This is a genomic window from Rhodococcus sp. NFXS4 (genome assembly GCF_058139645.1).
Map to the genome: position 1 here is coordinate 1,050,969 of NZ_CP192221.1, position 15,678 is coordinate 1,066,646.

The following is a 15,678-nucleotide window of genomic DNA, read 5'->3' on the forward strand; positions in this document are numbered from 1 at the left end:
GGAGTCACATCTTTCAGGCACTGAGGGCAGCTGAAGGGGTGTTTCCGGTTTGCCTGCCTAGCATCGACGAGTGCCTCGATGTGCCAGTCCAGAGCCGATTTCAATGCGGGCTCCGCTGGAGACCCACGACTCTTCGACCGCCACTGCTGACCAACCTGTAGATCACGGCGGGGCAGTGGGACCCCATAGGCACGGCGGTGCACGTCAAATTCGGAAGATCGGCCGGCTTTCCGAGCTTGGGCATCGCTTCTCTGGCCTCCGCGGTCAATGGATCGGTTCGAATGGGGTTACGTCCTACACGCTAGGGCACGTCATCGAGGGGTGCTGCGGAAACGGTATCGCACGACCGACGAGTGGAAGTCGATACGTGACCCTTTCGAGTCGTTTGTAGCGCTCAGCACGCCGTTCGGCGTATCGGATGACGCGCTGAGATGCTGCTCCCTCATTTGTGTGCTGAATTCGCGGCGTTGCTGCGAGGGTGAGGTCGCGGATGTCGAAGTTCGCTCCGGACCCGCCCTCATGATGGGCCACATCGTCGACTCGGCTGCGCGCACTGCACCTGTTCGGGTGTCGGCAAAGATGTGGTTCAAACTCACATGCGTGTTCGCCCGGCAGGGGGAGTGGCGGCCGAACGGATCGTTCTTCGACAGAGTCATGGGCTGCTACCGGAGTCCCCGGCACTTTGCCGGGGCTTCATGACGAAGTCTGCCGCGGCCGGAGCCTTCCGGTGACGATTAAGCCCACGTTCTTGCCAGCGAACTTACGGGTGTATGTCACCGCGTCTGTCGGCCGTGCCAATCCAGCGAAGAGGACTCGCGGCGACTAATTCGTGGTCCCTCCCTTCAGCTCTGTGGCCGGAAGGGGTGGCGAGAGATCTATTCGCATGCCGGCGAGCTGTTCGGTGTCCGCTTCGAGTCCCCGCTTCCTGAGCAGCGCAAGCATGTCTTCCTGTCGCGGCTGGCCGAAGGTGAGTCGGTACAGAGCTAGATCACTCTTCAGTCGCTCCAGTCGGGCCAGGTCCACACTGAGCGGATACGGCAGCAAGTGCCGCTCGATCTTCGCCGGCCCCGGATACACCCAGTGGGGTGCGAAGTCGCCGAGATTCGTTTGCTCGTCTTCACCCAGTGTGTAGGCCTCCCGCCAAGGGTCGCGTGCTGAGAGCATGTCTGCGCCGTGACGGTGAGCGAGATTGCGTCTGACTGCATGGCCACCGAAGCGGTCGATGCGTCCCTCTCGCTGTTCGAAGTCGACGGGATTGGCGGGGGTGTTCCAGTGTGTGATCGCCGAACACCACCAGTGAAAGTCGATCCCCTCCTGCCCGACGCTTGTACTCGCCAACACGAACGGCCAGAAGGGGCTGTTGAACGATCGTCGTACGTCGGGCTGGCGCACGTTTTCATCAGTGTTGCCGCCCCCGTAGCGAAGCGCGAAGCGGCTTGTCATGCGAATGGGGTCGTCGGGTCGATCCGGGTCGAATGCTCGGTAGGTCGACGGTACCAATGTCAACACAGTCGTGACGGTTTCCGCGATCTCCATTAACTTTCCATCGTCCAGCTCGACTCGAGTCTCGCTGACGAGGTGGTGGAGATACTCGTCCATGACTGCTTGAAGGTTTCCTGCCGCGCAATAGCGAAGCACTCTCTGCCAGTACGCGCCGCTGTCGTGCAGCTGCTCCAGCAACACGATGGTGTCGGGTCGGTTGAACAAGGTCCGGAAGCCGGCGGCGACAGTGGCCGCGGCACTCCATAGGCCTTCATCGGTCACGGCTGGGTGGTCCGCCACGAGGCGTTGCAGTGCACGCCAAGCGATGTTGCCGGGACTGTGGGCCGCGAGGGCGGCGACGGTTGGTGCTACAGACGCCATCTCGACGTCGGAACCCTTCCGCACCAGTTCGAGAGCCTCGTCGACGTGCGTCGCCAGGCCGCGCTGGCCAGAGACGTCATCGGGGCTGGTGGACGAACTCGTACCGAGGGCTTCGATGATCTGCTTACGACCAGATGATCCACCGTTCAGCAAGGTCGGCGGGAGTGAATCCGAGAGCGCGAGCGCGACACGAGCAGCCTCGGCCACCGCGGACACACCGTACTTGGTGGTTCCTGACCGTAGCTCTCGCGTGAGTGTCGCCTCGATGACGGCGCGAGACACCGGCGCGCGCTCGGACTGAGCCGCAGCCAAAGGGTCTGCACGCCGCGCGAGCCCGGGCATCGGCCAGAACAACGCCAGGGTGGTCATCGATTCGGCCCGTCCGCCCGTGACGCTGTAGTTGAGGAGACTTCTCGTGCCGCTTCGTCCGGTGTGCGAGCCGCCCTCGCGCGTGGAATCAAGCGAGGCGGCCCGAGCGGCGCGTTGGCTCAGCAGGCTTGCAATCGCCGTAGGCGTCGCCGACCATGATGAAAACACCAGCCGTTTCGTGATCCCCTGCGCCCAGGGCTCGGCGTAAGGGCCGCTCGGCTCGAGATAGGGCAGCGACGCCGGCATCCAGAGCAGTTGCCACCAGCCGGCGTCGACTGTCTGTCGGGCAAGGGCGCGAAGTTTGCCGTTACCCAGGTCGACCTCGCCGGTACCCGAAGCGGCAGTGGGGTCGAGGCGGGTCAAGGCGCGGACCGCGGGACGTATGGACTCCGCATCGCCGTCCTTGAGCCGCTTCTTGAGCTGCTCGGAGAGCTTGTAGCCGTCACAATAGTTGGCGAAGTAGGGCGTCGATTTCCAATACTCCAGGCCCACATCACCTTTGACCAGGTGGGAGAGCCGCTGAAGCGCAACGAAATCGAGTAGATCGGTGGCTGAGAGGTCGTCAACGACCTCGATATGCTCGGACAGCATTCCGCCGGCGACGCCGACCGGTCGTTCACTGCGGCTCATGACCTTGAGCAAGGTCGCCCGCAGTTGGGCGGTGAGTTCGACCACCGAGCGCCCTTGGGTCGCGGCGGTGCGGTACTCGGCGAGATCGTGCGCGACGTCGTCCGCGATGCCGGAGTCCAGAAATTTGATGGTGCGAAGGAAGTCTCGATGGTGATCATCACCGGATTCCTCGGCGTAGGTGAAGGGCTTGTACGGTGTCGCGGAAAGCAGGAGGACACGCGTGTCGGGGTAGGAGAACAGCTGGTCGGCCAGCTCCCCCTTGGGATTGGTCGCATCGAGTAGTTCAGGAAAACGTTGGAATTCGTCGAGGATGACGAGATCTGGACTCAGCACGCTGAGTCCTGCGCGGGCGAGTTCGCCACGCATGTCACTGATCAGTTGCCTGACCTCGTCGGCCATTTCCACCGGTATGTCGCGCTTGCGGCCGATACGTGCGAGTTGGTCAGTGAACGTAGTAATGAGGCCCCTACGTTTGCACGCGGTGAGGAATTGTTTCGAGATGTTGCGATCGGGTGGTCCGTCGAGGGATGACTCGAACCACTCGATGTGGCTCTCGAACTTCTCGCGGGACCCAATCTGGCCTCGCAGCAGAACCAGCGCCGCATGCTTGTTCCACCCTGTCAGATCAATGACCTCGCTCAGCAGCAGGAACACCAAGGCCCGCTCTTCCACCTGGCCGGACTGGTTGCCCGCGTGGAACGAGGTGCCCGGGGTGAACGACACCAAGTTCACTCTCACACCGCCGACCTGCAGGTCGGGCTGAAGCTCCCCGGTGTACTTGGCGAGGAGGCTCAGTCGGCTGGGGATGCCCCGGTGTCGGCCACCGGTGACATCGAGACGAGCGACGTTCTGCGCTGCGAGGTCGCTGTTCGAGCATACGTAGACCACGTTGATTCGCCTGCGACCTGGCTCGTCCTGCAGTCGCTCGATGGTCCGTGCAATCACGCCACGAGCAACGAGGCTTTTGCCCAGACCTGTCTCGTCGGAGACGAGGAACCGCCGACGCGAGCCGGCGCGTTCGAACTGTGTCATCACGTGTTCGACGGTGCGTTGTTGAAACTCCCTGAGCCCGTCGATGACCGGTGCGGCGTCGAAAGTGGTCATCAGGTTGCCTCCGAGGTCAGTTGCGAACGGCTGGCGGTGACGACCTCCCAGAACGAGGCGAAACCTTCCGGAAGGTTGGCGGTACCACTCTCGGTTGCCAGCAGTCGGCGGACGAGACGGTCGAGATCGTCGATCGACTCGGGCGAGCGGGCGAGCGCTCGAATGACGATCTCGAAGACCTGTGGTGCCGGCGCGATACCACCGGAACTCGCGGCTGTTGCGTCGCCGAGACCCATCATCGCCAACGGGTGTGCCTGCCCAAGCCCGAGCAGTAACGCAAGGAAGCGTAGGAACTTCTCCGGGGTATCGATCTGCGACGCAAGAACCTCGTCGAGCCTGCCCTCCGGGTCGCCCCTCAGCTCGGCCCGAACCACGCATGCAGCTTCTCGTCCGCCATCGTCGGTGAGTCGCAACCGCAGGAACGGACTGACCTCGATCAGCGGAACACCCTCGACCGTCCCGTGGCTGGTCCGGCCGTCGTCGACAGCACGGGCTGTACCCGGGTGGGCGAGCGGCTCTACCTGCGCCGTCATGTTCGCGGGCACAGTCGCGCCGTCACGCGTCTCGAACCGAAGCGAGTAGGACCCGTGTGATCGGCCGACCGAGACGATCCATCGCCGCGAGGCAAGCACGCGTAGCGCGTTCTCCAGCTGCCACATGGCCTCGGCGTCAGGGTCCGGAATGGCACCACCGATGGTGTCGTACTGCTCGAGCATTCCCAGAAACGGCGAGCCCGGATCGAGCATGGCCCCGACCCCGAAGTACTTCTTCCCCCCGGTGAGCTGAACCAGTATCTCGACGTTCCGGTTCAGTGCTGCATCGGTCGCGTTGGCCGAGCCGAGGAAAAGGTGGGCCTGCTGGCCACGCTCCACCACGACCAGTTTGGCGTGGAGATCGTTCAGCAGCGCAGCAGGCTTGTCATCCTCGGCGGCGTCCCCGTCGTCTAGTCCGGCGACGGTACTTACGACGTAGGTGGCATCCAGGCCGTGGACTGTCTCCGTTGCCAGCGCGTCGAGCGACGATGCGCGCGAAACCACGGTCGCGCTTTTCGTTCCCGCTGTCAGCTGAGCGAGGCCGGCATCATTGATAAACGGCGATACCACGAGGTGGCGATAGCCGGTGAAGTCCGGGGAGGCCCGTTGCCCCGCGACACCGAGCACGTGAAAGGCGAGCTCGGTCACGCCCTCGAGCCCCTCCCATTCCAGGTAGCGGACGTCCTCGGCGAGTTGGTCTATGCGAGCCCTGCGGTGCTCCGGTACCGCCTGTCGGGTTCGATCCGGCAACGACCTGATCAGGGCACTGAGCGGGCGGTTGGAGGCTACTGCCCGTGTTCCGCGCGAGGCGTCAAGAGTGAGCGAAACGTCCCAGGCGTGGTCTTCGGTGAGGTTCCGACTGAGAACGACCAATCGGTACGCGTCCTCTTCGTCATCGGCGGTAAATCGCAGCAGCCAAAGCTTGGGGTGAAAGAGGCCGCCAGTCGGGGCCTGCACCTCGTGAAGCATGGGCTCGAGAAACGCCGTCAGGGCGGTGTAACGAGAGGGAGCTCGCACGCTTCCTTCCTGGGCGAACACGTCGACCCGATCGGCGCACGAACGGACAGCCTCCAGCACGCTGACCGGGTCGGTCGTGCTTCGGATTGCGAAACTCGCAAAGGCCAACGGCGGCACCAATGCAGCGGTGAGGTCCAGAGTGAAGGTGGTGCCGACCGCTGCGTCCAGCCGGTAGCCCACGGGAGGGCGCAGCTGGTCGATCAGTGTCCTGCGGCTGTCAGGCGCCAGCATCGGCAATTCCTTGTCGTATGTCGGCAACGATGCGCTTGACCTGTGGCCACCGGTAGACCAGCAGCGACGTGCCCGACGCCCCGGACCACGTGCGGAGCAAACGGTCGTTGACCAACCGTGACTGTGCGCCCTTCTGGCGTCGCTCGCGCAAGTCCACTAACGAACGGACGCCATAGTCGTCGGCGACCGCGGCTCCGTTCCCCGCGAGGACGGCGTCGATCCACCCGTCGACGAACGCGCGGGTCTGTAGGCCGATGCGTGGGTTCGTGGTGCGCACCAGATCCCACATCTCCTGCCGGTCCCACGCGCTGAGAAGCTCACCGTCCGCCTGAACGCTCTCGGCCCAGTCGCTGATGTCCTCTCGGTAGCGGTCAACGGGCTGCGCGTGGGTTGTGAGGCCGGCAGCTTCGTACCGCTCGGCGATGAGCAGGTTGTAGAGAAGGGCGGATCCTTGCATGACCAAGCTGAACAGACGGCCGTGGCGCAGAAGCGACGCGGGTGGCCCGTCGGCAGCGAGGCACGCCGGGTCGAACCAGGGCGGCGTGTCCTCGTCGTCCAGCGGGGTGTCATCTACGAGTAGGTGGGCAAGCATAGTTCCGGGAGCGGCTTCGAGGACGCGTTCCCGCAGCCACACAGCTTCCTCAGGCAACAGGCTCATTCCGCCTTCGACAGAGGTTGGGAAGCCTTCGGGTGCAGGTGGCAGCGTGGGATGCCAATCCTGAGTTCCGCGGACGGCGAGCTCGTCGTCCGCCCCGGGAGCTGGCCGCAGTGCACCGAGCATGCCTGGTTGGACGTCGCGCGTGAGAATCCCGTACCGGGTCAGTGCTGCCCAATAGATCGCGGACGGCAACGTCTTGACACCGGCGCCGGCGACACGACCGATCAACCCCTGGCCAGCGCCGATACCCTCGTCCTTCAGCCCCTTGATGAGCCTGCGCTCATGCGTGTCGGCCCAGGCCTCGAGCTTGCTGCCGCTGCGAGTCTTGGCGCCTTGCGTGAAAAGCCATGGGATGAAGAGGAAATAGCGCGCGCGGGTGTGAATCGTAGAGGTACCAGGGAAGAGCCCGTCGGCGAACGCATCACGGATCTGACCGATGCCGAGCTCGTCGCGGCTCTCCGACTGGGTGTAGAGCGCAATGAGCTCACGGACGCGCCTTTGCTCGTCGGCGGACGTGTCGAGCCAGGACAGCGATGACGGCACAGATTCTCCTAACGCATCCGAAAGACACAGACTAAGGGTTGTGCAGGCGCGCCGGGGTCAGCAGCCGCGCGTCTGGGCGAGAGTTCGCTGCCGTGACTGCACTACCCTTATGATTCGCCCATAGCTGGAAGCGAGAGAGACTACGCCAGCACCGGTCGGCAAACAGGACACCTGCTGGGTCGACCAAGAATCTGGGATGCGTGTGGTGCGGCTACTTGCGCCCGTCGGCGCCCCAATGCGTGCTCACCGCTGGCGAGCTGGCCAGCCGCGGTGAAATATCAGTACATTCGTCGACTCGATCGAGCACGGGTAACTGGTTGACCGTGCAGACTGGCGAGATGGATTTAGGGGTTTGCTTCTGGCCGTTGACGCCCACGGTAGCGACCACCACCCGTGAATGCCGCGCGGTTCGCGCCAGTGCGACCGCTGACCGGTCAACAGGAGTGCGAGCACCAATCAAACCCTGCTTAGACGTCAGCGGAATGGGTGGACGCGGCTCTGTTAGATCAGTGCTCGGAGACCACGCGGCAGATCGGGTCGACCCATCAACGGTGGCGGTAGATGTAGAGGTATTCGAACATCACCGTAGTCGGCGGACCATCTCCACCGCCGCGGAAAGTGCTAACGCTGCCTTGAACTGTAGGCGTCTGTACGAACTTCGGCATTCGCCGCACGCCGTGGAGCGTCCAGTGTCCGCTCATGAGCGGACACTGGCAGAACTATCTCCGGGATCGGTTAGTGTGACGTCCTTCGACACCCAATTCCGCGGTATTGCACGGTTCACATCCACCAGTGTCCCGGCATGTTGCCTGGTGGTCGAGCATCCAGTCAAGTTGCTCGGCGATCGGCCTCAGTTCGTCTTCGCCGCAAGCTGGCGGGCCTCGTCGTCGAACTTGTCGCGTGCAGCTGCAGAGGCGTTTCCGGGCGATCACAATCCGCACCGAACCAGTTTGACGATTGTGTAAGTCTCTGGCGACGTGACGTCGTAAAGACACTGCTGCGTGAGTCGGCAAGAGGCCAGTGTCTAGTATGCCTTTTAGGTAGGGCCGCGTAACCCGCAGTTGTTGCCCTGGAGAGCAACGCTAACCGATCAATGTGAAGGATCCACGTGCCAAACAGCTCCATCAACCACTCTCGAATCGTGGCGCTCATCTGGAACATCGCGGACGATGTGCTCCGCGACCTCTATGTCCGAGGCAAGTACCGTGACGTGATCCTTCCGCTCACGGTCCTGCGTCGCCTGGACAGCGTTCTCGGCCCGACGCAGGAAGCCGTGATGGCAATGAAGAAGATGCTGGATCAGGCGGGCGTTGCCGATCAGGATGCACCGCTGCGGGATGCGGCCAAGCAGGACTTCTACAACACGTCTGGGTTCTCGCTGCAGGACTTGCGCCACGTGTCGAACTCGACGCGGCTGCGACAGAACTTCGAGGCCTACTTGGACGGGTTCTCACCCAACGTGCAGGAGATCATCGACAACTTCGAGTTCCGCAACCAGCTACCCCGGCTGACGAAGGCAGACGCTCTCGGTGCGCTGATCGAGAAGTTCCTCGCGCCGAATCTGGATCTCTCTCCGGCCGGGATGGACAACCATGGGATGGGCACCGTCTTCGAGGAGCTTGTGCGCCGCTTCAACGAGGAGAACAACGAAGAGGCCGGTGAGCACTGGACGCCGCGCGACGCTGTCCGATTGATGACCCGGCTGATGTTCGAACCAATCGCTGGCGCGATCCCGTCGGGCACGTACCGCCTCTACGACGGCGCGATGGGCACCGGTGGCATGCTGACTGTTGCCGAGGAGACGCTGCATCAGCTTACTGCGTCGTCCGGCAAGAAGGTCTCCACCCATCTGTATGGACAAGAAATCAACGCCGAGACCTACGCGATCGCCAAGGCCGACCTCATCCTCAAAGGGGATGGCAAAGCGGCGGACAACATCGTCGGTGGTCCGGAATATTCGACGTTGTCGAATGATGCCTTCGCGGGCCAGGAGTTCGATTTCATGCTCTCGAATCCGCCGTACGGTAAGAGTTGGAAGACGGACCAGGACCGACTAGGTGGCGCGAAAAAGATTATCGATCCACGTTTCGTGGTCACTCACGACGGCGATAGCGAGTTCTCGCTCGTCACGCGCAGCAGTGACGGACAGTTGATGTTCCTCGCCAACCTGATCTCGAAGATGAAGCAGGAGACTGAATTCGGATCCAGGATCGCGTCGGTGCACAACGGATCATCGTTGTTCACCGGCGATGCGGGCCAAGGCGAGAGCAACATTCGTCGGTGGATCATCGAGAACGACTGGCTTGAGGCAATCGTCGCACTGCCGTTCAAGATGTTTTACAACACCGGCATAGCGACCTATGTCTGGGTTCTCTCCAATCGCAAAGAAAAGCGACGCAAGGGCAAAGTGCAGCTAATCGATGCGACCGGATGGTCGACGCCTTTGCGCAAGAACCTCGGCGAGAAGGGCGTCGAAGTTTGTGCGACTGATGCCGACAAGGTGCTCGAGGCGTTCATCGCATTCGACCAGTACGACGACACCGACCGTTCTAAGGTATTCGACGGGGTCGACTTCGGCTACAAGAAGATCACTGTCGAGCGACCGCTTCGCATTGTCGGCGCAGATCCGAACCGCGTGTACACCGCGAAAGAGATCAAACAGCTCAAGGAAGATGGGATGCGAGCCGAGAGCGCGCCACCGGTTATCAGGAGAGCACTCCCATATACGGCGAAGCCTGACCCCCTGTACGGACGACATGAGGCAATCATCGCTGGTCGCCCCCGCACGGTCGAGTACGAGGCTGATACCGAGCTCCGCGACACAGAGCAGGTGCCGTTGACCGAGCCAGCTGGTGACCACGAAGATGGAATCGAAGCGTTTTTCCGACGCGAGGTGACGCCCTTTGCTCCGGATGCCTGGATCGATGAGTCAAAGACGAAGGTCGGCTACGAGATTTCGTTCACGAGTCACTTTTACAAGCCGGCACCGATGCGCACGCTTGTCGAGATTCAGGCAGACATCCGTGCACTCGAAGCCGAAACCGACGATCTGATCGCCGAGATCGCCGGCGAAGCCTGATGGCCACGTCACTATTTTCTCTAACGCGAGTAGACAGAGCGAATGCCTGGCAACCTCGATCTCTGCGATCGATTTTGATGCCCCGCAGTGAAAGAAACCGACCTGATCTTCCACTCTTGACCGTCGCTCGTGAACGCGGCGTATTCATCCGTTCCGGCGATGACGCGAATCATAATTCGATTCCCGAAGATCTCGGCAACTATAAGGTCGCACGGTCGGGAGACCTAGTCATAAACAAGATGAAGGCGTGGCAGGGTTCATTGGGCGTCGCGCCAGTTGACGGCATAGTTAGTCCTGCCTACTTTGTGTTCGAAGCCGACTTCGACGTGCCAAGGTATGGCGAGTTCCTACTGCGTAGCAAACCCTACGTGGCGAAATTCGGTGCAGCGTCAGACGGTATTCGGATCGGGCAATGGGATCTCAACATCCCTCGCATGCGAAACATCGAAGTGTTCCTGCCACAGGCGGAGGAGCAAGCTGCGATCGTGAAATACCTCGCACATGCGAACGCCCGCATCGACAAGGCTGTTTCCGCCAAGCGCCGCCTCATCGCCCTCCTCGACGAGCAGAAGATTGCAATTACACGCAACGAGATAGACGGCCTCACCGGGCCCCGAGTGCCACTAAAGCGGGTTTTGCATTCGATAACCGCAGGTATTTGGGGTGCTGCGCCGGAAGAATCCGACGATGAACCGCGCTGGTGTGTTCGAGTTGCAGACTTTGACTACGGTCCTGGTCGAGTCAAACTACATCCAAAAACGATGCGGTCAATTGCCGATGTCGATTTCGCCCGAAAACGCTTAGACTACGGGGATCTTCTGTTGGAAGGATCTGGTGGAGGAGACAAGACCTCGGTTGGTCGAGTCGTTGTGTTCGATCACAGTGATGCGGCCGTATGCTCGAATTTTTTGCAGCGTCTTAGACCCGCTTCAGGCATCGATTCGGAGTACCTAGCGCTGGTACTGAAAGACCTGCACGTTGCGGGAACTGTGCGTCTTCACATCAAGCAAACAACAGGAATACAGAACCTAGATTTGGGATCTTTTCTCACTACCGAAATTCCACTTCCGGTGGGATCGGCTCAGGAAGCGGTGGTGAAACGCATCAAAGGCGCATTTGCGGAGATTGATTCGATTCTTGAGCGTGTTAAGCGCGAGATTGCACTACTGCAAGAGTTCCGCACGCGACTCGTCGCGGACGTGGTGACGGGCCAGGTCGACGTACGAGCCATCGCATCGACGTTACCGGACGCACCTGGGGCGTTCGACAACACGGTCTCAACACCAGATGATGACGTTGACGAAGCACTGAGCAAAGGCGAGGAGTGAGCATGCAGCGACTCAACGAGGAGAGTTTGGAAACGCTCGTCGTCACTCAAATGAGCGCGGGTGGCTGGATCGCGGGTGCACCCGGCGATTTCGTCGCTTCCTATGCGATCGACCTGAAGTACTTCGCCGCATTTGTCGAGTCAACCCAGCCCGATCTCTTCGACTCCCTCGGGCTCGCATCGGAGACTCCAGCGCGTCACAAGTTCCTCGCTCGGCTCCAGGGTGAGGTCACGCGGCGAGGTGTCGTCCACGTCTTGCGAAATGGCATTGACCATCACGGTTATCACATTGATCTTTATTACCCGACACCTGTGGATGGGAATCCAAAGGCTGCTGCGCATTTCGCCGCGAACAGGTTCAGCGTCACGCGGCAGGTGCATCACAGCGTCAGTAACCCGGGGGATGCCGTCGACCTTGTGGCGTTCGTCAACGGTCTGCCCATCTTTACCTTCGAATTGAAAAACAGCATCACTAACCAAACGGTGGACGACGCGGTTCACCAGTATCAGCGCGACCGCGATCCTCTTGAGCCGCTGTTCGCGTTCGGACGGACGATCGCACACTTCGCCTTGGACGATCAACGCGCACGATTCTGCACCGAGCTCAAGGGCGCTTCATCGTGGTTCCTGCCGTTCGACCGAGGATTGAACGACGGTGCGGGTAACCCGCCAAATCCCGATGGAGTCATGACGGACTACCTGTGGCGGAGAGTGCTCGCGCCGCAGAGCCTCGCCGGGATCATTGAGAACTACGCGCAGATCGTGGTCGAAAAGAGCCAGAAGACTGGCAAGAAGGTGTCCAGGGCGATCTTCCCTCGGTACCACCAGCTCGATGTCGTGCGACAACTCCTGTCCGATGTCGAGGCGAGCGGTGCTGGTCGTCGCTATCTCATTCAACACTCGGCTGGCAGTGGCAAGTCAAACTCGATTGCCTGGCTGACTCACCAGCTCACCGAGGCCACACATGACGGCAAGATCGCCTTCGACTCGATCATCGTCGTCACCGACCGCATCATCCTTGACAGCCAGCTCACGCAGACCATCAAGTCGTTCCTGCAGGTGGGGTCGACTGTGGTGCATGCCGACCGATCCGGAGATCTACGGCGCGCGATCACCGCAGGCAAGAAGATCATCGTCACTACGGTGCAAAAGTTCCCGTACATCCTGGATGACATCGGCGCGGACCACCGTGACCGCACTTTTGCCATTGTCATCGACGAGGCGCACTCATCCCAAGGGTCCAAGACCTCAGCGGCCGTCTCACGTGCACTCGCAGGTGTCGAGGCCGATGAGGAAGACACCGTTGAGGACCGAATAAACCGGATCATCGAGGGCAAGAAGCTGCTCACGAACGCGAGCTACTTCGCTTTCACGGCGACGCCGAAAAACAAGACGCTCGAGATGTTCGGCGAGCCGGTGCTCAACGCCGAAGGAGGCAGCAGCTTCCGACCATTCCACTCCTACACGATGAAGCAGGCGATTCAGGAGGGCTTCATCGTCGATGTCCTATCCAACTACACCCCGGTCGGCAGCTACTACAAGCTGATGAAGACCGTGGAGGACGATCCCGAGTTCGATGCGAAGCGCGCCTCGAAGAAGCTTCGCGTCTATGTGGAGGGCAACGAGCACGCCATCGCTCAGAAGACTGGCATCATGGTCGAGCATTTCCTCGCCCATGTGGTCGCGAAGCGGAAGATTGGCGGCCAGGCGAGGGCAATGGTCGTGACGTCCTCGATTGCGCGATGCATCGAGTACTTCCATGCAATGCGTGATGCGCTCGGCGCACGCAAGAGCCCATACCGGGTGATCGTCGCCTTCTCCGGCGAACACGAATACAAGGGTCTGAAAGTCACCGAAGCGAGCTTGAACGGTTTCCCATCCAACGCGATCGCCGAGCAGGTAAAGACCGATCCGTATCGGATCCTTGTTGTCGCGAACAAGTTTCAAACCGGGTACGACGAGCCGCTACTGCACACGATGTACGTCGACAAAACGCTCTCGGGTGTGCTGGCCGTGCAGACCTTATCGCGGCTTAATCGGGCACACCCCGCGAAGCACGACACGTTCGTCCTCGACTTTGCCAATGATGCCGATGAGATTCAGCGCGCTTTCGAGCCGTACTACCGCACGACCGTGCTCTCTGAAGAGACGGACGCCAACAAGCTGCACGATCTGGTCAACGATCTTGACGCGTTTGGCATTTACACGCCTGAGCAAGTCGATGAGTTCGTCAGTCGGTACTTGGCGGGGGAGAGGCGCGATCACCTTGACCCGCTGCTGGACACTAGCGTCGCTGAATACATCGAACTCCCCGACGAGGATGACCAGGTGATGTTCAAGGGTAGCGCCAAGGCATTCCTTCGCACCTACAATTTTCTCTCCACCGTGCTGCCTTACGGCAGCAGTGAGTGGGAGAAGCGATCAATCTTTCTTGACCACCTGGTGCCTAAGCTGCCGGCTCCCAAAGAGGAGGATCTAGCCGCCGGAATCCTTGAGAACATTGACTTGGAGTCTTATCGCGCTGAGAAGCTCAACGCGATGAAGATCGTGCTCGATGACGAAGACGGTACTCTCGCCCCGGTCCCGGCCGCCAGCGGAGGGCACCTCACAGACCCGGAGCTCGAGCGACTCTCGGCGATCGTGCGAAGCTTCAACGACTACTTCGGAAACATCGAGTGGAACGATGCCGATCGTGTCGAGCGCTTCATCTCCGAGGAGATTCCGAGGCTCGTGTCGGAGGACGAGGCCTACAGGTACGCACAGGCCAACGACGACCCGGTGAACGCCCGAGTGGAGAGTGACCGTGCCCTCAGTCAGGTCATGCTGCGCCTCATCTCCGATGACACCCAACTTTTCAAGGAGTTCCAAGACAACAACAGCTTCAAGCAGTGGCTCGCCGGGGCCGTATTTAAGGCGACGTACCGGAAAAGCGCGTAACTAGTGACGAACCGTCCTGGTCTAGTAAACGCTGTGATGTCACCAACAGAATGTCGGCTCGGTTCCAGTATGGATGTTCGACCAGCGGGCGGTGACGATGTATCGGGAGCGGATAGCCGAGCACAGTAACCCCAACATTGCCGACCAAGCGTTTGGCCGAGATGTTCGGAGTTCACGCTGCAACGCCGCTGGCTTTGGTCGAAAAACGTTCGCCTTAAAAGAGACGCGGATAGAATGGCATTGGGTATCGATCGCGATGAGCTGTAGCTCCTCGGCGAGATATTGCCTGTTATCAAAGATTTAACGACATTCTCAAGATTACATGCACGTTTTATGGGGCGCCGACGGTCGACCGGTACTGTGGTGATCTTCGACTACGGACGAGTGTCGCCATCACTGTCGGGTCGACATAGCCTGTCGAATGCCTAGCAGGTCCTTAACTGGAGGGGAGTGCGCCCTCCTAGCCCGTCAGGCCGGTCATCTCGATGAGCTGATCTGCCTTCGCGGCGGCGGCTTTCTTGTTCATGCCGCGCATCTCGCCCTGAAGGAGGATGTTCTTGCGGACGGTGCGCCACTCCAGCAGCGCGGCGCGCTGGAAGACGTAGCCGATGTTGCGCTGCGGTCCCTTCACTTCGCGGCCGGCCAGCTCGACGGAGCCGCGGGAGGCGCCAGTCAGGCCGGCGACCACCTTGAGCAGTGTCGACTTGCCGCAGCCTGACGGGCCGGCGATGGAGACGAACTCACCCCTGCCGACCTTGAGGTCGACGTCGGACAGCGCGGTGACGTCGCCGCGCTTGGACGAGAACTGGACGGTGAGGTTGTCGACCGAGACGGCGGTGTCGGTGACGGTGGTGAGGCGTTCGTGGGTGATGGCGCTCATGTCGTCGCTCATTCCTTGCTGGAGGTGAAGGAGGAGTCCCAGTACTTCGACGGCTCGGCTCCGACTTCGGTCAGCCCGGCGTCACCGAGGATGGAGATGGTGTTGGTCCAGTCCTCCTCGGCGTTGACGCCGGGTGCCTGGCCCTCGGTGTTGGCGGTGGTGAGCAGCGGGATGGTCTCCTGCCACTGCTGCAGCAGCACCGACTCCGGCGGGGTCTGCGGGTCCTTGCCCACCATGGCCTTCACGGCCTCTTCGGGGTTGGCGATGGCGGCCTCGAACGACTCGGTGGTGGCGTCGACCATGGCCTGCACCAGTTCCGGGGAGCTCTCGATGGTGGAGGTGTTGGCGATGAGGCCGTTGCTGAAGAAGTTCAGGCCCTCGTCGGAGTAGCGCAGGTAGCGCATCTCGCGGCCCGACTTGTTCGCGATGTTCGGTCCCTGGTCGTGCGCGAAGCCGATGAGGCCGTCGACCTGACCGGACAGCATCGCGGCTGATGCCCGCCCGGCG

8 protein-coding genes are annotated in these 15,678 nt (G+C 61.2%); 3 read left to right on the top strand and 5 right to left on the bottom strand.

From position 1 onward, the window contains the following. Positions 1-822: 822 nt before the first annotated feature. Genes J4E04_RS04870 through J4E04_RS04880 form a run of 3 tightly spaced genes read right to left on the bottom strand, consistent with a single transcriptional unit; the run spans position 823 to position 6,948 of the window. Positions 823-3,966: a DEAD/DEAH box helicase gene (locus J4E04_RS04870; RefSeq protein WP_490150020.1), complete on the bottom strand. Its 3,144-nt coding sequence runs from the start codon at positions 3,964-3,966 to the stop codon at positions 823-825. Next, entirely contained in the window at positions 3,966-5,774 is a 1,809-nt protein-coding gene (locus J4E04_RS04875; RefSeq protein WP_490150021.1) for a phospholipase D family protein, read from the bottom strand. Before J4E04_RS04875 ends, J4E04_RS04870 begins: the two co-directional genes overlap by 1 nt. Then, on the bottom strand, positions 5,734-6,948 hold the full coding sequence (locus J4E04_RS04880) for a DUF6361 family protein (protein ID WP_490150022.1): 1,215 nt from the start codon (positions 6,946-6,948) through the stop codon (positions 5,734-5,736). The genes J4E04_RS04875 and J4E04_RS04880 overlap by 41 nt, the downstream gene beginning before the upstream one ends. Positions 6,949-8,089: 1,141 nt before the next feature. Between J4E04_RS04880 and J4E04_RS04885 the strand changes: the two genes are divergently transcribed. The 3 genes from J4E04_RS04885 (at position 8,090) to J4E04_RS04895 (ending at position 14,291) form a co-directional block, all read left to right on the top strand. After that, the gene (locus J4E04_RS04885; RefSeq protein WP_490150023.1) at positions 8,090-10,027 is read left to right on the top strand and encodes a type I restriction-modification system subunit M; all 1,938 of its coding nucleotides are present in this window, start codon (positions 8,090-8,092) and stop codon (positions 10,025-10,027) included. Between the two features lie 116 nt (positions 10,028-10,143). Next, positions 10,144-11,355 (top strand): restriction endonuclease subunit S domain-containing protein, encoded by a 1,212-nt coding sequence (locus J4E04_RS04890; protein WP_490150024.1) that lies wholly within the window; start codon positions 10,144-10,146, stop codon positions 11,353-11,355. 2 nt (positions 11,356-11,357) lie between these two features. Next, on the top strand, positions 11,358-14,291 hold the full coding sequence (locus tag J4E04_RS04895) for a type I restriction endonuclease subunit R (RefSeq protein WP_490150025.1): 2,934 nt from the start codon (positions 11,358-11,360) through the stop codon (positions 14,289-14,291). A gap of 460 nt (positions 14,292-14,751) precedes the next feature. Here the strand turns inward: J4E04_RS04895 and J4E04_RS04900 are convergent, their stop codons facing one another. Beyond that, the gene (locus tag J4E04_RS04900; protein WP_490150026.1) at positions 14,752-15,171 is read right to left on the bottom strand and encodes an ATP-binding cassette domain-containing protein; all 420 of its coding nucleotides are present in this window, start codon (positions 15,169-15,171) and stop codon (positions 14,752-14,754) included. An 8-nt stretch (positions 15,172-15,179) separates the two neighbouring features. Beyond that, entirely contained in the window at positions 15,180-15,656 is a 477-nt protein-coding gene (locus J4E04_RS04905; RefSeq protein ID WP_490150027.1) for an ABC transporter substrate-binding protein, read from the bottom strand. Positions 15,657-15,678: the final 22 nt, after the last annotated feature.